We start from the raw sequence: 21,358 nt of genomic DNA, 5'->3' as shown, positions 1-21,358 counted from the left end.
GGCGTCCCGAGTCCGGTTTGGGCGGGTTCCGGGAACTTCCGACGGCATCCGTAGAGTTAGAGCATCAGGGGCCGCACGCGGTACGCGCGTCCCTGCGAAAAGTTCACCAAACCAGGAGCGTGTGCAGTGGCCACTCGGCCCCCCGTGAGCCTGCCGAAGCTGTCCCGGCGCAGCCGGATCCTGCTCATCATCGCCGCCGTAGTCATCCTGGCCCTGCTGCTGGGCGCGAGACTGCTGGACACCTATGTCGACTGGTTGTGGTTCGGCGAGGTCGGCGCCCGGACGGTCTTCAGCACGGTGTTGATCACCCGTGTCGTCTTGTTCTTCGCCGTCGGGCTCTTAGTGGGAGGCTCGCTCGCGATCAGTTTGATGATCGCGTACCGGTCGAGGCCCGTCTTCGTGCCGATTTCCGGCAACGACGACCCGCTCGCGCGCTATCGGTCGGCGATCGTCGGCCGGATCCGCCTTTTCGGCATCGGCATCCCGGTGCTCACCGGGCTCATCGCCGGCGCGTCCGCGCAGAGCGACTGGCAGGTCGTGCAGCTGTTCCTGAACGGCACGCGCTTCGGGCAGACCGATCCCGAATTCGGCAACGACGTCGGCTTCTACGCCTTCGATCTGCCGTTCTACAACTGGCTCCTGGGCTGGCTGTTCATCTCCGTCGTCATCGCGTTCTTCGGCGCGTTGATCTCCCATTACATCTTCGGTGGCATCCGGCTCGCGGGTAAGGGCGGCCAGCTCGCCGGCCCGACCCGTGCCCAGCTCGCCATCACCATCGGCATCTTCGTGCTGCTGAAGGCGGTCGAGTACTTCTTCGATCGCTACAACCTGCTGCTCTCCGACAGGGGGGCGCCGCTCTTCATCGGTGCGACCTACACCGACCTGAACGCCGTCCTGCCCGCGAAGCTGATCCTTCTGTGCATCTCGGTGATCTGTGCCGTCGCCTTCTTCGCCGGCGCGTTCCTGCGCAACCTGCAGCTTCCCGCGATCGCACTGGTGCTGCTGATCCTGTCGAACGTGCTCGTCGGCGTCGCGTGGCCCGCCGTGCTCGACCAGTTCTCGGTGCGTCCCAACGCGAACGAGAAGGAGTCCGCGTCGATCCAGCGCAACATGGACGCGACCCGCCAGGCGTTCGGCCTCACCAACGTCGAGTACAAGGACTACACCGGAAAGTCCGAGGCGACCTCCGCGGAGATCAAGGCGGACAAGGGGACCGTCCCGAACATCCGGCTCCTCGACCCGAACATCCTCAGCGACACCTTCACCCAGCGCGTCGGCCGTGAGAACTTCTACGGCTTCCCGTCGAAGCTGGACATCGACCGCTACACCCTCAACGGGGTCACGCAGGACTACATCGTCGCGGCCAAGGAGATCAAGACCGAGGGCCTGACCGGCAACCAGACGAACTGGATCAACAAGCACCTCGTCTACACGCACGGAAACGGCTTCGTCGCCGCGCCGGCCAACACGATCGACCGCGCGCTGAAGGACGCCAACTCCGACGGCGGTTACCCGATCGCCACCACCAGCGACACCCAGAACCCGACGGGCGCCGGCTCGACCGACCCGAACAAGCCGGGCATCAAGGTGGACGAGCCTCGCATCTACTACGGCGAGCTGGCGACCGACGCCGCGTACGCGATCGTCGGCGGCAAGGCGGGACAGGCGCCCGGCGAGTACGACACCGCCGTCGACCGCGGCTACATCTACAAGGGCTCCGGCGGCGTGCCGATCGACAACTGGTTCAACCGGCTCGTCTTCGCCGCCGAGTACGGCGAGCGGAACATCCTCTTCTCCGACGCCATCGGCGACGGATCCAAGATCATGTTCAACCGCGAGCCGCGGGACCGCGTCGCCAAGGTCGCCCCGTGGCTGACCCTCGACGGTGACCCGTATCCGGCGGTCGTCAACGGCAAGATCATCTGGATCGTCGACGGCTACACCACGATGAACAACTTCCCGTACGCCCAGCAGACCCAGCTCGGCCAGGCGACCAACGACTCGCTCAGCGGCACCACCCGCCAGGCGAACTCCTCGCTCAACTACATCCGCAACTCGGTCAAGGCCACCGTCGACGCGTTCGACGGCACCGTGACCCTGTACGGGGTCGAGGACAACGAGCCGGTGCTCAACGCCTGGAAGAACGTCTTCCCGGGCCTGGTCAAGCCGAGCAGCGAGATCTCGCCGGACCTGCGGTCGCACTTCCGCTACCCCGAAGACCTCTTCAAGGTGCAGCGGGAACTCCTGTCGAAGTACCACGTGAACAACCCGGCGGAGTTCTACGCGCAGCAGGCCTTCTGGAGCGTTCCGCAGGACCCGACGCAGGAAGGCGGCGTGAACGCGTCCGCTTCCGGTGTCGCGAACCAGCCCGGCTACTACGTCCTGGCCACCGCGCCGGGAGACAACAAATCGCGATTCCAGCTCACCAGTTCACTGACCGGTCTCCAGCGGCAGTACCTGGCGGCCTGGATGTCCGTGTCCTCCGATCCCGAGGACTACGGGAAGATGCGCGTCCTGAGACTGCCGACAGGCGCCAGTGGATCGACCCAGGTGGACGGTCCCGTCCAGGTCCAGAACAGATTCCAAAGTGACCCACGGGTCGCGCAGGACCGGACCCTGTTCAACAACCCGAACGTCACCGTCACGTACGGAAACCTGATCACCCTGCCTGTCGCGAACGGCTTCCTCTACGTGGAACCGGTCTACATCCGGCAGCGGAACCAGCTGAGCTATCCGCAGCTGGCCCGGGTCTTGGTCTCCTATGGCACCAAGATCGGTTTCGCGCCGACGCTCAACGAAGCCCTGGATCAGGTCTTCGGGCCGGGCACGGGTTCCGGGGTCACGCCGCCGCAGACAGGAGGCACGCCCGGAACGACCACACCGCCCCCCGGCACCACGACGCCGCAGCCGCCGGCCACCGGCAACCCGGCGCTCGACAAGGCCGCGGGCGACATGCACGACGCCTGGGTCAAGTTCCGCGCCGCCCAGCAATCCGGCAACTACGCCGACCAGGGTGCCGCCCTGGCCGCACTCGAAGCCGCTTCGAAGGCCTACGAGTCGGCCAAGGCCAACCCGCCGGCGTCCGGTGCGCCCCCGACCTCCGGCCAGCCCGGAGGGTGACGTCGCTTACCTAAAGGGCACCTGCTTTGCGCCTGCTCGAAACGCAGGCGTAAGGTAGGTGTCACGACGCGGGGTGGAGCAGCTCGGTAGCTCGCTGGGCTCATAACCCAGAGGTCGCAGGTTCAAATCCTGTCCCCGCTACAGAGGTTGGAGGCCCGTGTCTGCGGAAAACGCAGATACGGGCCTCCTTCGCATTTGTCCCGGGGGTCGAACCCCCGGACCCCCGCCAGGAGGGCTCCGCCCCCTGGACCCCCGGAGTGAGTGGGTCGCCTCGGTGCCCAGGGTGACGGTGGTAGCGGGGGACCTTTGCTACCAGGTGGGGGAGCGGGGGACCTTTGCTACCGCGCGGGGGCGGGGCGGGGGCGGTCCAGCAGGCATAGCCATCGGGGCGGTACAGGACGGCTTCAGTGGCGGGCCACGGCAGGGACGTGACCAGCTGGGTGGTCAGGCGCGGCGAGCGGGCGTGGGCCCGGGCGGCGTCGATGTGGGCCGGGGTGGTCGTCAGGAGCACGAAGGCGCCGTCGCGGAAGAGTGTGCTGGGGCGCAGTGGGCCCTCTTCGGTCGCGACGTCCTCATCGGTCAGCCGCGAGCCGAGCGCGGGATGCGCGGTCCCGTGGGTCGTGTAGCGGATCCCCAGGCCCGAGACCATGCCCGACAGGTGCTTGCTCACCTCGGGCAGCGCGGCCAGGTCGGCGAAAACGGCACGAAGCGCGCGAGACGAATGAGACCGCGGAGTCAGCCCCAGTTGAGCGGCGACGTTGTGCAGCACTTGAGCGCCGACGGGGTGCCGCTCGGCCTCGTAGGTGTCGAGCAGGTCGTCGCCCGCCCAGCCGCGCACGGTCGCGGCGAGCTTCCAGCCCAGATTCATCGCGTCCTGCACGCCCAGGTTCAGCCCCTGGCCGCCGGCCGGGAAATGGATATGCGCGGCATCGCCCGCCAGCAGCACCCGCCCGGCGCGGTAGTGCTCCGCCTGCCGCGCGGCGTCGGAGAACTGTGACGCCCACCGGATTTCCGACACCTTCGCTGTCTCACCGTACGAGTCCAGCAGCGCTCGCCGGACTTCGTCGTGGGAGACGGCGGCCCGGAGGTCCGCAGGCCGCGAGGCCCTGTCGCCGTACACGAAGCGGTAGAGACCCGGTTCTCCCAACGGAATCAGGCCTTTGAACGTGGTCGCACCGGTCGGCTCGCCGGTGTTCCGCATCGTTCGCCACTGTTTTTGCGCGCCGTCAGGGATTCTGTCGAACAGGACGTCCGCGACCACGCCGAAACCTTCACCGTCCACTCCGGGAAAGTCCACGCCGAGTCCTTTGCGTACAACACTTCGAGCGCCGTCGCAGCCGACGAGGAACTTCGCGTACAGCACGTTCTCGCCGCTGTCTGTTCGGTACCGGACAGAGACAGAGTCCTTGTCCTGCACGAAATCGATTACTTCGGCGCCTCGGATCACCTTCGTTCCTTGTGCGGCAAGCCGTTCCTCCAGGTACTCCTCCACCTGTGCCTGCGGAATCCCCAGCTGGAAAGGGAAACGAGTGTCCCAGCCGTCGTAGCCGACCGGGATCATCGCGAAATGTCCGTCTCGCACCGTCGCGAACGAACGTTCCTCGGCGCCGTCCAGAAGTCCGCGCAGCTGCAGGATTTCCGCCGTGCGCGGCTGCAGGTTCAGCGCCTTCGACAGTCCCGTGCGCTCGTGAAGCCGTTCCAGAACCACGACATCGACACCGGCGAGCGCGAGTTCGTGGGCAAGCATCAGCCCCGTCGGCCCGGCGCCGGCCACGACCACGTCCGTCCCCAGGTTGTTCATACCACTCCTTAACGACGTTAAATTGACCGACGCCCAGCGTGCCCTTAACATTGTTAAATTGTCAAGGCGCTTCCGCTGGAAAGAGGGATGAAAGTGGGTCTGACCAGGCAGGACATCGCCCGCGCCGGGCTTCGGCTGCTCAATGACGTCGGGCTCAACGGGCTGACGCTCCGCCTGATCGCGCAGGAGCTCGGGGTCAAGGCGCCCGCGTTGTACTGGCACATGAAGAACAAACAGGAGCTGCTCGACGAGATGGCGACGCGGATGTACGCGGACGCGATGCCGGGTCGTGTGCCGGAAGGTATGGGGGAGCGGGAATCTCTCGAGCTGGCGGCACGGGCCTTGCGCCGGATGATGCTCGCTTACCGTGACGGCGCGAAGGTCTTCGCCGGGACTTTCCTGACCGACGACAGTCTGCTCGGTGACAATCCGCTGCAGGGTCGGGTCGACGCGGGGCTCGAACCGTACCTGGCCGGACGAGCGTTGTTCACCGTCTACACCTATGTCATCGGTTTCACCATCGAAGAACAGGCCGTTTATCCGGTTCCGGGCGAACGGGACCCGCGTTACGACGTGACGCCTACCGCGTGGGTCTTCGACGAGGACGTCGAAGGCAGGTTCGGCGACGGGCTGACCATGGTGCTCAACGGCGCCTTCGCTTGGCTGGATGACAAAGTCGCGCCATAAAGGCAGGTCAAAGGCCTTTTGGGAAGTTAAGGGCACCCCCGTGAAACCCGGTCCGGGCCCCGTGTAATCTATTAACACAACGACGCGGGGTGGAGCAGCTCGGTAGCTCGCTGGGCTCATAACCCAGAGGTCGCAGGTTCAAATCCTGTCCCCGCTACTGTGAAAACGAAGCGCGGATCTGCGGAAATCGCAGATCCGCGCTTCTTCGTTTTCCGGTTCCGTCGCCTGTGCGCCCTCCGGGGCGATCACTCCCCGTCGTTGGTCGGGGCGGGGGACGCGTACCGCTGTCCGTGGCGAAGGCCGGTTGCGTAGCGTGTTCGGTCCATTGTGGACAGGCGTAGTGCGTTGGGCCGAATGAGCGCATATCACTAGCCACAATGGACAGATGTGTTGACCACAGTGGACACAGGTTCCGAAAAGTGGGACCGTAGAGGACGTGTCCGAATTGAATGCAACAGCCGCCGCACTGCTCGGTCTTCTCCACGACGGTCCCGCCACGGGCGGGCAACTGGTCGCGGGGGCGGGTGAGCGTTTCGGCGCCTTCTTCAGCGTGACTCGCAGCCAGGTGTACCGGGAGCTCCCCGCCTTGTCGAAGGAGGGCCTCGTCCGCCTCGGCAAGCAGGGGCCGCGGTCGAGCCAGCAGTACCTCATCACCGCGGCGGGCAAGAAGGCGTTCAAGACGTGGCTGTCCTCCGAAGCCGGTCCTGACCACCTCCGCAGCCCGCTGATCCTCCGTCTCGTGCACGCCGGTTCGTTGACGGTGAAGCAGCGCGCGACCCTGCTCGAATCGGCCCGCGCGAGCTACACGCAGCAGCTCGACGAGGCCAAGGCCGCCACCAAGGCCGCCGACGGCCCGTACGCCAAAGCGGTCGCCGAGTTCGCTCAGGCGCAGGCCAAAGCCGCACTGAAACTGCTGGATTCCATCCCCCAGTCCTGACCCGGACAGGTGCCCACGGCCGGTTCCCCGCAACCGGTCGTGGGTTTTGCCGTAACCTTGGCCGACGTGAGTGATGAGTTCGATGCGGCACTGAAGGACCTGGCCGGCAAGCTGACGCAGATCGAGTCGGTGATGGACCTGGATGCGCTGCGTGCCCAGGTGGCCGAGCTGGAGGAACAGGCATCCAGCCCGAACCTCTGGGACGACCCCGAAGCGGCGCAGAAGGTCACCAGCCAGTTGTCCCACCGGCAGAGTGAGCTGCGACGCATTTCCGAGCTGCGGCAGCGGCTCGACGACCTGGGCGTCCTCTATGAACTGGCCGAGGCCGAGGGCGACTCCGCCAGTGTGGCCGAGTCCGAGTCCGAGCTCACGGCGCTCACCAAGGACATCGACGGGCTCGAGGTCCGCACCCTGCTGTCGGGTGAATACGACCCGCGGAACGCCGTGGTCACCATCCGGTCCGAAGCGGGCGGTGTCGACGCCGCCGACTGGGCCGAGATGCTGCTCCGGATGTACCTGCGGTGGGCGGAGCGCCACAACTACCCGACGGACGTCTACGACATCTCCTACGCCGAAGAAGCGGGCATCAAGTCCGCCACCTTCAAGGTGAGCGCCCCGTACGTCTACGGCACGCTCTCGGTCGAGCAGGGCACGCACCGGCTGGTGCGCATCTCGCCGTTCGACAACCAGAGCCGTCGCCAGACCTCCTTCGCGCACGTCGAGGTGATGCCCGAGGTCGAGGAGGTCGACCACGTCGACATCCCAGAGAAGGACATCCGCGTCGACGTGTACCGGTCGTCCGGCCCGGGCGGGCAGAGCGTGAACACGACGGACTCGGCGGTGCGGATCACGCACATCCCGACCGGCGTGGTCGTTTCGTGTCAGAACGAAAAGTCGCAGCTGCAGAACAAGGCGGCCGCGATGAAGGTGCTCCAGGCGCGGCTGCTGCAGCGGAAGAAGGAGGAGGAGCGCGCCGAGATGGACGCGCTCAAGGACGGCGGCTCCAGCTGGGGCAACCAGATGCGCTCCTACGTGCTGCACCCGTACCAGATGGTGAAGGACCTGCGGACCGAGTTCGAGGTCGGCAACCCGTCGTCCGTGCTCGACGGCGAGATCGACGGCTTCCTGGAGGCCGGCATCCGCTGGCGCAAGCAGTCCGGAGCCGCGTAACAACCCTGCGTGAGAGAGCAAGGGACCTTTGCTACCACTTTCCGAAAGAGAGTGATAGCAAAGGTCCCTTGCTCGCTCGGCCGCCGGGACCGGGCTACCCGGGCTTAACGGCGGGCATGGGTAGTATGCCGAACCGTGATCCGGCTCGAAGAGGTTTCCAAGGTCTACAAGACCTCGACCCGTCCCGCCCTTGAGCGGGTGTCGGTCGAGATCGACAAAGGCGAGTTCGTCTTCCTGATCGGTCCTTCGGGATCCGGGAAGTCGACCTTCCTGCGTCTCCTGCTGCGCGAAGAGGTGCCGAGCAAGGGTCGCGTCATGGTCTCCAACTTCGACGTCGCCAAGCTCGCCCGTCGCCGGGTGCCGCGGCTGCGGCAGACCATCGGCTGCGTCTTCCAGGACTTCCGTCTGCTGTCGAACAAGACCGTCGCCGAGAACGTCGCCTTCGCGCTCGAAGTCATCGGCAAGCCGCGCCCCACGATCCGCAAGGTCGTGCCCGAGGTGCTCGAACTCGTCGGCCTCGACGGCAAGGCCGACCGGCTCCCCAACGAACTCTCCGGTGGTGAGCAGCAGCGCGTCGCGATCGCCCGCGCGTTCGTGAACCGCCCGCTCGTGCTGCTCGCCGACGAGCCGACCGGGAACCTGGACCCCGACACCAGCCAGGACATCATGTTGCTGCTGGAGCGGATCAACCGCACCGGCACGACGGTGCTGATGGCCACCCACGACCATTCGATCGTGGACTCGATGCGGCGAAGGGTCGTCGAGCTCCAGCTCGGCAAGGTCATCCGTGACGACGCCCGAGGCGTCTACGGCATCGGCCGCTGACCGGCCCCGCCCTCCTCCGTAACCCACGACTTCCAAGGGACATCAACCCCGATGCGCGCCAGTTTCGTCTTCAGCGAGGTAGTCACCGGCTTGCGCCGGAACGTCACGATGACCATCGCGATGATCCTCACCACCGCGGTCTCCCTCGCCATGCTCGGCTTCGGTCTCCTGGCCGTCGGCACGATCGACAAGATGAAGGCCAACTTCCTCGCCGACGTCGAGGTTTCGGTCTATCTGGTCAACGACATCAGCGCGGGTGACCCGAACTGCTCGCAGTCCGCCTGCCAGACGCTGCGTCAGGAGCTGCAGGGCAACGAAGGCGTCGAGTCGGTCGTCTTCGAGAACCGCGAGCAGTCCTACGAGCGGTTCAAGAAGATGTTCGAGAGCCAGCCGGAACTGCTCGCGCTCACCGGGCCGGAGGCGCTGCCCGCGTCGCTCCACGTCAAGCTGAAGAACCCCGAGCGCAGCCAGGCGATCATCCAGGAGTACACCGGCAAGCCCGGCGTCTCCAAGGTCGACGACCAGCAGAAGGCGCTGGACCGCGTGTTCAACGCGCTCAACGGTGTGCGGAACCTGGCCTTCGGCGCCGCGCTGATCATGGCCATCGCCGCGCTGCTGCTGATCGCCAACACGATCCAGGTGTCGGCGTTCACCCGGCGCACCGAGGTCGGCATCATGCGGCTGGTCGGTGCGACCCGCTGGTACACGCAGCTGCCGTTCCTCCTGGAGGCGGTGGTCGCCGGCCTGGTCGGTGCCATCATCGGTATCGTCTTCCTGGTGCTCACCAAGGTGCTGTTGCTCGACTTGGTGCTCACGGGTGACGTGTTCCCCGCGGTCGGCATGCTCGAATTGCTGTTCCCGGTGGCGCCGATCCTGCTCGCAGTTTCGATCGTCATTTCGGCGATCACCGGCTACGTGACGCTGCGCCTGTACGTGCGCCACTAGCCGCCCCGATAACCACCTGCCCGAACACAGAAACTCACGTAGAGTCGCCGCTATGCCCAAGGAACGTGGACACAAGGTGATCGTGTCGAACCGCAAGGCTCGCCACGATTACTCCATCCTCGATACCTACGAAGCCGGTCTCGTGCTCGTCGGTACCGAGGTGAAGAGCCTGCGTGAAGGACGGGCATCGCTGGCCGACGCGTTCGCCACGGTGGACGACGGCGAGGTCTGGCTCCGCAACGTGCACATCCCGGAGTACGTGCAGGGCACGTGGACGAACCACACGCCGCGGCGCACCCGGAAACTGTTGCTGCACCGCCAGGAGATCGAGAAGCTCATCGGCAAGACCAAGGAGAGCGGTCTTTCGCTGGTCCCGCTGTCGATGTACTTCAAGGACGGCAAGGTCAAGGTCGAGATCGCGTTGGCGAAGGGCAAGAAGTCCTACGACAAGCGGCAGGACATCGCCAAGCGGGACGCGGAGCGCACCATCAGCCGGGCCATGGGCCGGGCGCTCAAGGGCCGGTACAACGATTGATCCACGGGCCCGCGTCGGACGCCGAGATCCCCGGCTGGATCTCGGCGCTGGGCATCGACGGGCTCGTGGACCTTCACCTGCATTTCCTGCCGAAGCCCGTCATGGACAAGGTGTGGGCCTATTTCGACCAGGCCGAGGAGCACTACGGCATGGCCTGGCCGGTGCTTTACCGCACGTCGGAGGAAGAACGCGTCGAAACCTTGCGCTCGTTCGGCGTGCGCAGGTTCGCGCCGCTGGTCTATCCGCACAAGCCGGGCATGGCCGCATGGCTGACGTCGTGGGCGCTGGAGTTCGCGGAACGCGTCCCGGAGGCGGTGCCGACCGGAACGTTCTACCCGGAGCCCGGCGCGTTGTCCGTTGTGGACGGTGCGCTGCGCGCGGGCGCCCGGTGTTTCAAGGCGCACGTCCAGATCGGCGCCTACGACCCGCGTGACGAGCTCCTCGACGACGTCTGGGGCGCGCTGGCGGACGCGGGTGTCCCGGTGGTCGTCCACTGTGGACACGGTCCGTTGAAGGGCGCCTACACCGGGCTACGGCTGTTCGAAGAGATCCTGGTGCGGCATCCCCGCCTGACGCTGGTGCTCGCGCACGCCGGCATGCCGGAGATCGATTTCGCCTTCGAGCTGGCCGGGAGGTATCCGCGCGTGTACCTCGACACCACGATGGTCGGGGTGGAGTTCACTTCGCACGGCAACCCGCTCCCGCCGGACTGGCAGGACCTCCTGGCGGAATTCCCCGATCGCGTCGTGTTCGGCACCGACTTCCCCAACATCCCGTACTCGTACGCCACACAGCTGCAGGCGATCGCCGGCTGGGCAGCCGACGATCGCCTGGGTGAGCCGTTCCTGCGGGCGGTGCTGCACGACACCCCCGCGAAACTGCTCAGCGTTTGAGCTGTGCCACCTCGGTGACCGACACGGCGCGGCCGAGTAGCCGCGTCCCCAGCTCCGAGACCGGGATCTGCTTGCCCGCCAGCAGGAATCCGCCCGTCGCCAGCGCCACCCACGGCGCCGGGCCCTGCGCCAGACCATCGCTCAGCGGGGCGAAACCGTGCGCTGCGAGGCCGAGCAGCCCGCCGGCGATCGCCAGTCCGGCCACCACGAGCTGAGGCGTGTGCGCGGTCGAAGCGGGGCCGGAACCCTGCGTTTCGAAGCGGGCGAACATCCGCAGCAGGCCGAGGAGCACGAGCCCGCAGGCGCCGAGCCAGGCCGGGAGCATCGTCAGCCACAGCACGGAACCCGGTTCGGGGGTTTCGTAACCGAGGCCGTAGACCGCGACACCGGAGACGACGATCAGCGCCGGCATGTGCCACAGGTAGACGCTCATGAACCGCGGGCCGATCCACTTCAGGGCGGCGTCGAGGTTCGGCCGGGCGGCCAAGGCGTTCAGCTGGGGCTTGAAGGCCAGCAGGAGCCCGATCTGGCCGATCGCGAGGAAGGCCAGCAGCGCGGTCGGCGGGCTCATGTTCGACACCGGGGCGCCCGGCATGCCGATCATGCTCGCCGGGTACGGGCCGAAGGCGACCATCAGCGCGGTGATACCGAAACCGGCTGCGGACATGCCCAGCGCGGCGTTGCGGCTCAGCGACCCGAGACGTCCCTGCGTGTAGTGGAAGCCGAGCTGGTGCACGGCCATCCAGACGAAGACGGCGTTCGCGAAACCGATCAGGCCGAGGTCGTTGAAGCGGGCGACGTCCACGAGTACGGCGGCGGCGAGCATCACGAGCGGGACCTTCAGGCCCCAGCGGCGATGTGCCGCGGCCAGCATCGGGGTGAGCAGCACGGTGAGCACGTACACGGCGAGGAACCACAGCAACTGGGCGGCGATCGCGCCGCCGACCTGCAACGGCTGCTCCGGAACGCCCATGCCGCGCAGGATGTCCGGGACGAACAGCCAGACGGCCACCAGCGGCAGCACCGGGATCATCAGCCGCTTGAGACGGGCCGCGAGCCAGGAACGGGAACTTTCCGCTCGGCTCAACGAGATCAGGTTCGCCGCGCCGCCGGCGAAGAAGACGAGCGGCATGACCTGGCTGAGCCAGGTGATGATCCACCAGCCGGGCGTCGCGAGGGCGTTCCCGGTGGCGAGACGGCCGTCGGCGTAGGAGAGCACCGGCATACCCCAGTGCTGGACGACGACCGCGAGGATCGCGACCGCTCGGACGATGTCCAGGAACCTGTCCCGGCCCTGTTTCCCGCTTGTGTGCATGGAAAAGAGCCTGGTGCTTCGGGGCCGCGAAAACAGTGGTGCGGGCCGCCGTATCGATCTTCGGGGTTTTCGCCCTCGGAAGGTGGAGTTTTCCCTACCCCACGCCGTCGGTCTCGGGCTCCGGGAGCGGGGCGGCGCACAGCCGGAACTCCCAGCAGTCGTCTTCGGCGCGGCCGAGTTCGTACCGGGTTTCGATTTTGGGCCCGTCGTGGAGATGGACGTGTTTGAGGACGGTGCCCACGATCGGCTCCGTGTCACCGAGTTCCTGGACACGGCCGTCGAGCGGCCCGCCGAAGAAGCGGACGCTGCGGGAGGTCCGGTCGGTCATGGGGCCTCCTCGGCTCGGCTCGTTTCCTCACCAACAGTCTGCCCATGTTAGGTGAGTGACGGCTTCGCCACCAAGAGCTACTTCAGCGTCCTAAGTAAGTGAGTACCGCGCGGACCCGGCGGTGCTCCACCGAGCTCGCTTCGAGCCCGAGCTTCGAGAAGATGTTGCCGATGTGCTTCTCGACCGCGCCGTGCGAGACGACGAGCGAGTTCGCGATCGCGGTGTTCGACAGGCCCTGCGCCATCAGCCCCAGCACCTCGGACTCGCGGGCGGTGAGCGCGTCGAGCGGGTTCTTGCGGCCCCGCGCCATGAGCTGCGCGATGACGTCCGGATCGATGGCCGTGCCGCCGCCGGCGACCCGCTTGACCGCGTCGAGGAAGTCCCCGACGTCGGCGACGCGTTCCTTGAGCAGGTAACCGACTCCGCCCGCGCCACCGGACAGCAGCTCGACGGCGTAGCTCTCTTCGACGTACTGGGAAAGCACGAGGACCGGAAGGCCGGGAACGGCCTCACGAGCGCCCAGTGCCGCACGCAAGCCCTCGTCGGTGAAGGTGGGCGGCATACGGACGTCGACGATCGCGAGGTCCGGCCGGTGCTCCTTGACCGCGACCAGCAGGTCGTCGCCGTTGTCCACGGCGGCGACCGTCTCGATGTCCTCGTCGGCGAGCAGTCGGATCACCCCCGCGCGCAACAGAACCGCGTCTTCGGCGATGACAACCCGCATGCTGCCCCCAGCGTCGTGAGTGAATGGCAGAGCCTATTCACTCACGAGCGGGTCACCATTGGCACGGCAGGTCCGCGCGAATCACCGTCGGGCCACCGGGCGGGCTGACGACGGTGATCACGCCGTCGATCGTGGCCGCGCGGTCGGCGAGCCCGGCGAGGCCGCCACCTGGCCGGACTTCGGCGCCGCCGTGCCCGTTGTCGGTGATCTCGACGATGACCATCGACTCGGTGCGCCACACCTTCACGCCCGCTTCGGTCGCGCCCGAATGCTTCGCGATGTTGGTCAGCGTCTCGCCGACGATGAAGTAGGCCGTCGTCTCGACCGCGGCCGGCGGTCGCGGCTCGACGTCCACCTCGACGTCGACGTGGATCGGCGATTTCGCGGCCTGCGCGGACAAGGCGGCGTCGAGACCGCGGTCGCCGAGGACGGCCGGGTAGATCCCGCGGGCGAGATCGCGCAGTTCCGACACCGCGAGCTTGGCGTCGAGGTGCGCCTCGTCGATCAGTTCGCGCACGGCGTTCGGGTCCTGGTCGAACTTCGACTTCGCGCGGCCGAGGCTCATCGCGACGGCGACCAGCCGCTGCTGGGCGCCGTCGTGCAGGTCACGCTCGATGCGGCGGCGTTCGGCCTCGGCGGCGTCGACACCGCGAGCCCGCGACGCCTGCAGACGCTCGGCCTTCTGTTCCAGTTTCGCGGCGCGGTTCGGGCCGAGCAGCGAGTACGCCAGGTTGCCGTGCAGCCACCCGACCCACGGGGTCACCCAGATCGCCATCGGCAGCAGCACGATCGACGCGATCGCGATCGGCAGCTCCAGGCAGGCCAGCGGGAACGCCGCCATGAGGTAGGCGAGGTCACGCCAGGTCGTCGCGTCGGTCAGGCGGGTCAGCCAGCGCTTGACCAGCGAAAGTCCTTCGAGGGGGAGCCGCTCGACCGGCTCCAGCGGGGTTTCGAGCATCGTCCGCGCCCAGCCCCGCTCCCGGTCGGCGGACCAGCGGATGAAGCTGGTCGTGGCCATCAGGATCGGGAAGCCGATCCACACCACCGCGGTCGCGATGCCGACCGCCAGCCCGACGACGATGAGGATGAACTGGAGCAGCCGGAAGAAGAAGCTGACGAACATGTAGGCGATCGTTCGCATCGGCCGCGGCCGCGGGATCCCCACCTGCTGTACCTGCTGGTCGATCGTCATCCGTGAACCTCGCCCCAAGAATTTTCCAGACGGCGGCGCTGGGCGTGAGTCGGCCCGAGCAACGCCGCCGCGAGCCGGGCATGCATCCCGGCCAGCGCCTTCGTCAACGCTACCGAGAGCGCGATGCAGAGCACTCCGAGCGCCGCCCAAGGCAGCGCGGAGACCGTCGAATCGACGGTGAACCACGCGTTGTCCCAGGCCGGGAAGCGGTATTCGCCGCCGGGCAGGAAGCGGTAGTAGATCGGCAGCCCGGCGAGGCCGAGACTGGTCGCCCAGAACGCGGTGACCAGGACGAACTCGACGATCCCGAGCGGGAACAGTAGGAAGAAGTAGCCGAGGTCGCGCCAGGTCGAGCCGTCCTTCAGGCGTGCCTTCCAGCGCACGGACTGGCCGGCGACGGGCAGCGGGAGGTACGGCAGGTCGATGTAGCGGTCGAGCAGCGCGTACACCCTGGCGCGCTCCATCCGGGCCGCGCCGCGGACCGTCAGGATCACCAGCGCGAGGACGGGCAACCCGATCCAGACGACCGCCGTGCCGATGCCCGCCGAGATGAAGGACATCAGGAGCGCGAAGGCCAGGACGCCCATCGGCAGGTTCATCAGCAGGTAGACCAGCGAGCCGCCGAACGACGGATCGGACCTGCTCAGCTCCCGCTCGGCCGCCAGCGAACTCATGGTCGTGCTCCTCTCCTGTTCGAGGAGTCAAGCATCGCGCGCGGGGACGTCCGCTGACATGGTGCTCGCGGGCATCTCCCAGGTAGGGCTAGCCCCACCTGCGGGATTAACCCGGTTGCCGCCCGCGTTATGATGTACAGGTTGTGTCCCACCAAGGGGGTGAACGGTTTCGACTTTGGACGTTGAATCAGGAGAAGCGTGCCGGTGCAGGCGAGAGACCACCGTAAGCGTCATCGCAAACCAATAAGCGCCGAGCCTAAGAGCCAGCGCGAGTTCGCTCTTGCTGCCTAAGCAGTAGAGCAACTCTGTCGGTCCGGGGTCGCCTCCGACCCGGTCACCGGCATCAGCTAGGAGGCTTACTGTCACACTCGGCTACGGAGTGTGGTTGGGAATCAAACAGTGGCTGGGCTCGTCACTTCAGCTTGTTCGCGTGACTGAAGGGGCCAAGTAGAGACATAGCGGACTGCGCACGGAGAAGCCCTGATGATTCGCCAGAGGACCCGGGTTCAATTCCCGGCACCTCCACCGTCGGAATGGCGAGTGCTCGTGATCGAGCACTCGCCATTCGTCGTTTCGGCGGCGTGCGGGTTGCGCCGGAGGCTCGCGCGTGTTCAAAATAGACGTATGTTCAATCTGAATGAACATGATGGCTTGCTGAACGACGAGGTGTGCTCCCGGCTCCAGGAGCTGGGCTTCCATGTCGACGTACTCGCCGATGCCCTGGTGAAGCTCACAGCGCGATCCGGTGCCGCCCGGACATACGGTGTCGAGCTCAAGCGACGGATGACCCCGGAACTGGCCACGGCGCTCCATTTCCCGCCGTCCCCTCCTCCTCTGATGGTCACCACCTACCTCAGCGAACCGGTCGCCGAGCGGCTGCGGGCCAGGGGCATCGACTACGTGGACGCCGCGGGCAACGCCCACCTGTCGTGGGACGACGTCCTGATCGATGTCCGAGGCCGTCGCAAGCCCGCCGTTCCGGCCGGACGAGTCTCGTCGCGGGGGGCGGGAGCCTTCGGCAGGGCAGGCCTTCAGGTCCTGTTCGTCCTGCTCAGCTGGCCGGAGACGGCCGCCTTTCCGTATCGTCGCTTGGCCGAGATGAGCGGTGTTTCGCTCGGTACGGTCAAGACGGTCATCGATGAACTCACCCGTGCCGGCTATCTGTACGAACGAGGGAACGAGCGACGGCTGGCCCGCGGAGCCGAGCTGCTCGACCGGTGGTCGGAGGCTTACTCGATCACCTTGGACACTTCGTTGGCTCTCGGCGAATTCGTGGTGGCCGACCTGTCGTGGTGGCGTGACGCGGAAGACGACCTGCTTTCCTCCGGGGTCCAGGTGGGCGGAGAAGCTGGGGCGAGTCTCATTGATCCGCGTCTGCGGCCCGCCTCGCTCACCCTCTATGCCGGCGGGATACCGGCGCGGCTGATCGGCCGGTATCGCTTGGCGCGAGCGGAAAACGGCGGCAACGTACACATCAGGCGCCGGTTCTGGCAGGCGCCCGGGCCGGAGTCGTGGATAGTGCCTTCGCCGCTGATCTACGCTGACCTGCTGGCCTCGGGCGATCCGCGCCAGCGCGAGCACGGCGACCGGATTCGGAGCGATGATGATCGACTTAAGCGCATCGACCGAACCTGATCTGCGGCTCGCCGCGAGAGTGCTGGCTCGGGTCGATGCCGTCGCCAATGCCGTGGGGGTCGAGTACCTCGTGGTCGGAGCGACCGCGCGCACGATCCTGTCGATCGGGTTGGTCGGTGGCCCGCCCGAGCGGGCCACTCAGGACATCGACATCGCCGCCGCGATGGGCACCTGGGACGATTTCGAAGAATTCGTGAGCAGGCTGGACCGACATGGCCGGAGCGCGCATTCGTTTCTGGTGGAGGGCATCGAAGTCGACGTGCTGCCTTACGGCGGTATCGAGGATGAAGACAGAACCATCCTCTGGCCCGACGACCACCGCATGAGTGTTCGCGGATTTCGCGAAGCCGTCGCATCGGCCGAGTCGGTGATCCTGCCCGGCGGGCTCGTCATCAAGGTTCCCGCGGTACCGGCGCTGGCTCTGCTCAAGCTCTTGACCTGGTGGGACCGGCGCGCCACGACCACGCACGACGCCATCGACCTCGGGACGATGATCGGCTGGTACTCGTCGGGACCGTATTGGGACCGGCTCTACGACGAGGAACTCGAAGTACTCGAACGGCACGGCTTCGACCCCGCGCTCGCGGGAGCCTGGCTGCTGGGCTCACATATGCCCGCATTGCTGGATTCCGATGGTGTCGCGGTACTGCTCGACATCGTCGGCGACGACGATGTGCTGGGCCGGTTGGGCAGCGACGTTCGCCTCACGCGTGGGCCCGTCCTCGTCGGTGCGCTCGCAGAGGGCATCAGGGAGGCGTCTTCGTGTACCCGATCGGGCGGGCTCGAGTCGTGAGAGCCTCATAGGCTCGGAACCATGCGCCTTCATGTGCATCAGTGGGGATCCGGACCGCGTGTCGTTCTCGTGCACGGCGTCCTGCTCGGCGGCCGCGAGGCGTGGCGGGCTCAGCGCCCGCTGACCGAGCGGTGGACGTTGCTCGCACCGGACCGCGTCGGTCACGGGAAATCGCCGGACGGCGTACAGGATTTCGAGGTCGACTCCGAGTTGATCGCGGAGCAGGTGCTCGACGAGCCCGCGCATCTGGTCGGGCTCTCCTACGGCGCGATCGTCGCGATGCTGTCGGCCGCGCGGCGGCCGGAGATGGTCCGGACGCTCACCGTGGTCGAACCGCCCGCAGCGGGGATCGTCCGCGGTGACGAGGTCGTCGACGCGTGGGACGCCGAATTGCGGCGATTTCTCGACGGGCCGCTCGACGATCCTCGCGAGGTGTTCAAGGCGTTCTTCCCGCTCGCCGGCGTTCCGCTGCCCATCCCGGACCCTGTGCCGGAGACGCTGCGGCGCGGTGCCCGCGCACTGGTCGGGATGCGGCCGCCGGGTGACGCGGACTTACCGCTCGCTGCGCTGGCCGAAGCGGATTTCCCGACGCTCGTGGTCACCGGCGGCCACCGGCCGGAGTACGAGATCATCGCCGACGCGATCGCGGACGCGGTCGGCGCCCGCCGGGAAATCGTGCGGGGGATGGGGCATTTGGTGCCCGACACGGGTGCGCCGTTCAATGAGCTTTTGGAAGGATTTCTGAATCACGGAGAGTAGCTGTAGCAAGGTCGATTTCATCTCGATTCACCCGCAATGGCGATCTTGTTCCGGTGAAGTGTCATGCTGTGTGTCCGACCATGGCTCTCTTTCGAAACGACCCCGTGTCGCCGGAGGGCCGGAAGAAGGTGGCAGATGACCTGGGCCAGGCATTCCAGTCGTCCCGACCCCGCTGAAGACCAGAGCCGGATGGCCGGTGTGCGCGCGGAGGAAGAAGTCCGCCTCACCCTGCAGAACGGCAGAGCCGCTCGAACCGTCGCAGGGCACGCCTCGGACGCCATCGACTGCGCGGAACTGCTGGCGATGCTCGGACTCGAAGGAGTCCAGAAGAAGCACGCTCAGCGCACCTGACCCCCGATCCGGCTGGTCAGTTCGGCCGCGGTCAGCCGGACCTCCTCGGCGAGGTCCGGCCAAGTCTCCTCACACCCCTCGGCTCCCGGGCAGAGGTGGCGGAGGGTCACGCTGATCGCGGCCATCGGCCGGCCGCCGTGGTCGAAGACCGGGCAGGCCACCGAGGCGAATCCTTCGGTGACGTGACCGTCTTCGACCGCCCAGCCGAGCCTGCCTTCCGCGTTCAGCGTGCGGCGCAGTTCGGCGAGGGTGCGCGGGCCGCGACCGGTGCGCAGGACGAACGCCGACGCGGCAGGGAAGAGCGCGCGCACATGCGGTGAGGGCAGATGCCGCAGGATCGCCCTGCCCGACGCCGTGAGCTGGCCCGGGAGCCGGACGCCGACCTCGGTCACCAGGGTTTCCGGGCGCGTGGGGCGCTCTTTGACCAGGTAGAGCGACTCGTTGCCGTGCAGCACGCCCAGATGTGCGGTGTGGCCGACGCGGTCGGCGAGTTTGCGCAGCAGCGGGACCGCGAGTCGTTCCAGCGGGTCGTGCCGCAGGTAGGCCGACCCGAGTTCGAACGCGGCGATGCCGAGGCCGTAGCGGCGCTCGGCGGGCAGGTGCGTCACGAATCCGGCGGCTTCCAGTTCGGCGAGCAGGTGATATGTCGTCGACCGCGGGAGACCGAGCTCGCGCGCGATCGCGGCCGCGGACACCGGGCCGGGCCGCGCGGCGAGGGCGCGGAGGATGCCGAGGCCGCGTCGGAGGGCCGGCACTTCGCTGCTCTCGCCCATGGTCGGCCTCCTTCGTTTTCGTGCGGCTGTTCGTGCGGCGGGGGAGCAAGGGACCTTTGCTACCACTTCTCTCAATGTCGAGATGAGTGGTAGCAAAGGTCCCTTGCTCCCTTTTGGCAGGTGGGAGCGGTGACTGTGTGGATTTCGGGTCATCCAACGCACCAAAATCCACACAGTCGGTAGTCGTCGCTACGCGGGGTAGGGGGTGTGTGGATATAGAGACACTCAACGTCCCTATATCCACACACCCCCATCCCGGCGGCGACCCGTGGTAGCAAAGGTCCCTTGCTCCCACCGTGCGTGTCTTGGATACCAGACACAACCACCGGTTGGCGCCGCCCACCAGCGGGCATGGCGTTGTCCAATGGGGCTATGCCGGAAACCGTACTTCTGGGGTCCGAACCGCTTCGGCCCGAACAGGTCGTCGCGGTCGCCCGTGACCACTCGCCCGTCGCGGTCAGCGAAGCGGCCGAGAAGAACCTTGCCGCGACGCGTAAGCACATCGACGACCTCGCGCACGCCGAGACGCCGACGTACGGCGTTTCGACGGGCTTCGGGGCGCTCGCGACCAGGCACATCCCGCTCGAGAGTCGCACCGCGCTTCAGCGGTCGCTGATCCGGTCGCACGCGGCCGGCGCGGGCCCGGTCGTCGAGACCGAGGTCGTGCGCGCGCTGATGTTGCTGCGCCTCCGCACTCTCGCCAGCGGGTACACCGGCATCCGTCCGCAGACCGCGCAAGCGCTTGCGGCGATGCTCAACGCCGGGATCACCCCGCTCGTTCACGAGTACGGCAGCCTCGGCTGCTCCGGCGACCTCGCGCCCCTCGCCGCTGTCGCGCTCGCGCTGATGGGGGAGGGCGAAGTCGAGTACAACGGCGAAATCGTCCAGGCCGACGTAGCGCTGAAGCACGCTGGGATCGAGCCGATCGTTCTCGCGGAGAAGGAGGGCCTCGCCCTCACCAACGGGACCGACGGCATGCTCGGCATGCTCCTGCTCGCCGCCGCCGACCTGCGCAAGCTGCTCGACACCGCCGACATCACCGCGGCGATGAGCGTCGAAGCGCTTCTCGGCACCGACCGCGCCTTCGCGGCCGACCTCCAGGCCTTGCGTCCGCACCCGGGCCAGGCGCTGAGCGCCCAGCGTATGTGGACGGCGCTGCAGGACTCGAAGATCGTCGAGAGCCACCGCGGTCCCGACTGCAACCGCGTCCAGGACGCGTACTCCCTCCGCTGCGCACCCCAGGTGCACGGCGGCGCGCGGGACAGCCTCACGCACGCCGAACTCGTCGCCGAGCGTGAGCTTCATTCCGCGGTCGACAACCCGGTCGTGTTGTCCGACGGCCGCGTCGAGTCCAACGGCAACTTCCACGGCGCCCCGGTCGCGTACGTGCTCGACTTCCTCGCCATCCCGCTCGCGGACGTCGCGAGCATCGCCGAGCGCCGCACGGACCGCATGCTCGACAAGGCTCGTTCGCACGGCCTGCCGCCGTTCCTCGCGTTCGACCCCGGCGTCGATTCCGGCCACATGATCGCCCAGTACACGCAGGCGGCCGTGGTCAGCGAGCTCAAGCGGCTCGCGGTGCCGGCGTCGGTCGACTCGATCCCGAGCAGCGCCATGCAGGAGGACCACGTCTCCATGGGCTGGTCCGCCGCGCGCAAGCTGCGCAAGGCCGTCGAGGGCCTCAACACCGTGCTCGCCATCGAACTGCTCACCGCCGCGCGCGCCCTCGACATGCGTGCGCCCCTGGTCCCGTCGCCGGTCACCGGCCGGGTCCGGGATCTCGTCCGCACCAAGGTCGAGGGCCCCGGCCCCGACCGTCATCTGGCGCCGGAGATCGCCGCCGCCGAAGAACTCGTCGCGTCGGGTGCCGTCCTCGCCGCGGCCCAACTGGAGGTCTGAGC

At 67.2% G+C, this 21,358-nt stretch carries 20 protein-coding genes, 2 tRNA genes and 1 other RNA gene; 16 read left to right on the top strand and 7 right to left on the bottom strand.

Translation table 11 applies throughout. The features are described from left to right. Positions 1-126 precede the first annotated feature (126 nt). Positions 127-3,120: a UPF0182 family protein gene (locus AJAP_RS32905; RefSeq protein ID WP_038518766.1), complete on the top strand. Its 2,994-nt coding sequence runs from the start codon at positions 127-129 to the stop codon at positions 3,118-3,120. Positions 3,121-3,187: 67 nt separating this feature from the next. Further along, positions 3,188-3,261: transfer RNA gene (locus AJAP_RS32900), tRNA-Met, on the top strand. Here the strand turns inward: AJAP_RS32900 and AJAP_RS42620 are convergent. Then, positions 3,221-4,867 carry an FAD-dependent monooxygenase gene (locus AJAP_RS42620; protein ID WP_267284164.1) on the bottom strand — a complete coding sequence of 549 codons (1,647 nt, stop codon included), beginning with the start codon at positions 4,865-4,867 and terminating at the stop codon, positions 3,221-3,223. The two genes, AJAP_RS32900 and AJAP_RS42620, sit on opposite strands and share 41 nt — an antisense overlap. Positions 4,868-5,014: 147 nt before the next feature. Here AJAP_RS42620 and AJAP_RS32880 point away from each other — a divergent pair, with 147 nt between their 5' ends. From AJAP_RS32880 to AJAP_RS32845, 8 genes are all read left to right on the top strand, one after another. Beyond that, positions 5,015-5,608, top strand: coding sequence for a TetR/AcrR family transcriptional regulator C-terminal domain-containing protein (locus tag AJAP_RS32880; RefSeq protein WP_038524336.1), 594 nt, complete (start codon positions 5,015-5,017; stop codon positions 5,606-5,608). An 83-nt stretch (positions 5,609-5,691) separates the two neighbouring features. Then, positions 5,692-5,765, top strand: a tRNA-Met gene (locus AJAP_RS32875). 279 nt (positions 5,766-6,044) lie between these two features. Next, complete coding sequence (locus AJAP_RS32870) at positions 6,045-6,545, top strand: PadR family transcriptional regulator (protein ID WP_016331641.1); 501 nt, start codon at positions 6,045-6,047, stop codon at positions 6,543-6,545. Between the two features lie 66 nt (positions 6,546-6,611). After that, positions 6,612-7,715 carry a peptide chain release factor 2 gene (gene prfB / locus AJAP_RS32865; RefSeq protein ID WP_037345950.1) on the top strand — a complete coding sequence of 368 codons (1,104 nt, stop codon included), beginning with the start codon at positions 6,612-6,614 and terminating at the stop codon, positions 7,713-7,715. Between the two features lie 135 nt (positions 7,716-7,850). Beyond that, positions 7,851-8,540 carry a cell division ATP-binding protein FtsE gene (gene ftsE, locus AJAP_RS32860; protein ID WP_005168409.1) on the top strand — a complete coding sequence of 230 codons (690 nt, stop codon included), beginning with the start codon at positions 7,851-7,853 and terminating at the stop codon, positions 8,538-8,540. 51 nt (positions 8,541-8,591) lie between these two features. Next, on the top strand, positions 8,592-9,485 hold the full coding sequence (ftsX, locus tag AJAP_RS32855) for a permease-like cell division protein FtsX (RefSeq protein WP_038518756.1): 894 nt from the start codon (positions 8,592-8,594) through the stop codon (positions 9,483-9,485). Between the two features lie 52 nt (positions 9,486-9,537). Next, entirely contained in the window at positions 9,538-10,020 is a 483-nt protein-coding gene (gene smpB, locus AJAP_RS32850; RefSeq protein WP_038518755.1) for an SsrA-binding protein SmpB, read from the top strand. Further along, positions 10,017-10,913 carry an amidohydrolase family protein gene (locus tag AJAP_RS32845; protein ID WP_038518753.1) on the top strand — a complete coding sequence of 299 codons (897 nt, stop codon included), beginning with the start codon at positions 10,017-10,019 and terminating at the stop codon, positions 10,911-10,913. Before smpB ends, AJAP_RS32845 begins: the two co-directional genes overlap by 4 nt. On the opposite strand, the gene AJAP_RS32840 is transcribed toward AJAP_RS32845, so the two are convergent. The 5 genes from AJAP_RS32840 to AJAP_RS32820 form a co-directional block, all read right to left on the bottom strand. Continuing rightward, entirely contained in the window at positions 10,903-12,228 is a 1,326-nt protein-coding gene (locus AJAP_RS32840) for an acyltransferase family protein (protein ID WP_038518751.1), read from the bottom strand. The two genes, AJAP_RS32845 and AJAP_RS32840, sit on opposite strands and share 11 nt — an antisense overlap. A gap of 94 nt (positions 12,229-12,322) precedes the next feature. After that, a complete protein-coding gene (locus AJAP_RS32835; protein WP_038518749.1) occupies positions 12,323-12,556 on the bottom strand; it encodes a hypothetical protein in 234 nt (77 codons plus the stop codon). An 82-nt stretch (positions 12,557-12,638) separates the two neighbouring features. After that, complete coding sequence (locus AJAP_RS32830) at positions 12,639-13,280, bottom strand: response regulator transcription factor (protein ID WP_038518748.1); 642 nt, start codon at positions 13,278-13,280, stop codon at positions 12,639-12,641. A gap of 52 nt (positions 13,281-13,332) precedes the next feature. Further along, positions 13,333-14,472 (bottom strand): sensor histidine kinase, encoded by a 1,140-nt coding sequence (locus AJAP_RS32825; protein WP_038518746.1) that lies wholly within the window; start codon positions 14,470-14,472, stop codon positions 13,333-13,335. Further along, the gene (locus AJAP_RS32820) at positions 14,469-15,146 is read right to left on the bottom strand and encodes a sensor domain-containing protein (RefSeq protein WP_038518744.1); all 678 of its coding nucleotides are present in this window, start codon (positions 15,144-15,146) and stop codon (positions 14,469-14,471) included. Before AJAP_RS32820 ends, AJAP_RS32825 begins: the two co-directional genes overlap by 4 nt. Before the next feature lie 155 nt (positions 15,147-15,301). Here AJAP_RS32820 and ssrA point away from each other — a divergent pair. From ssrA to AJAP_RS43845, 5 genes are all read left to right on the top strand, one after another. Continuing rightward, positions 15,302-15,674, top strand: a transfer-messenger RNA (tmRNA) gene (gene ssrA, locus AJAP_RS42755). Between the two features lie 123 nt (positions 15,675-15,797). Beyond that, positions 15,798-16,781, top strand: a complete 984-nt coding sequence (locus AJAP_RS32815; RefSeq protein WP_158509816.1) for a type IV toxin-antitoxin system AbiEi family antitoxin — start codon at positions 15,798-15,800, stop codon at positions 16,779-16,781. Next, positions 16,750-17,574: a nucleotidyl transferase AbiEii/AbiGii toxin family protein gene (locus tag AJAP_RS32810; RefSeq protein WP_158509815.1), complete on the top strand. Its 825-nt coding sequence runs from the start codon at positions 16,750-16,752 to the stop codon at positions 17,572-17,574. Before AJAP_RS32815 ends, AJAP_RS32810 begins: the two co-directional genes overlap by 32 nt. 21 nt (positions 17,575-17,595) lie before the next feature. Further along, positions 17,596-18,333: an alpha/beta fold hydrolase gene (locus AJAP_RS32805; RefSeq protein ID WP_038518738.1), complete on the top strand. Its 738-nt coding sequence runs from the start codon at positions 17,596-17,598 to the stop codon at positions 18,331-18,333. Between the two features lie 135 nt (positions 18,334-18,468). Then, entirely contained in the window at positions 18,469-18,684 is a 216-nt protein-coding gene (locus AJAP_RS43845) for a hypothetical protein (protein ID WP_037345970.1), read from the top strand. On the opposite strand, the gene AJAP_RS32800 is transcribed toward AJAP_RS43845, so the two are convergent. Beyond that, complete coding sequence (locus AJAP_RS32800) at positions 18,672-19,457, bottom strand: IclR family transcriptional regulator (RefSeq protein ID WP_038518736.1); 786 nt, start codon at positions 19,455-19,457, stop codon at positions 18,672-18,674. The two genes, AJAP_RS43845 and AJAP_RS32800, sit on opposite strands and share 13 nt — an antisense overlap. Before the next feature lie 372 nt (positions 19,458-19,829). Between AJAP_RS32800 and hutH the strand changes: the two genes are divergently transcribed. Beyond that, complete coding sequence (hutH, locus tag AJAP_RS32795) at positions 19,830-21,356, top strand: histidine ammonia-lyase (protein WP_038518734.1); 1,527 nt, start codon at positions 19,830-19,832, stop codon at positions 21,354-21,356. The last annotated feature ends 2 nt before the right edge of the window (positions 21,357-21,358 follow it).

The sequence above is a fragment of the Amycolatopsis japonica genome (genome assembly GCF_000732925.1).
Lineage (GTDB): Bacteria > Actinomycetota > Actinomycetes > Mycobacteriales > Pseudonocardiaceae > Amycolatopsis > Amycolatopsis japonica.
This window is presented reverse-complemented; position numbering and strand designations above follow the sequence as displayed.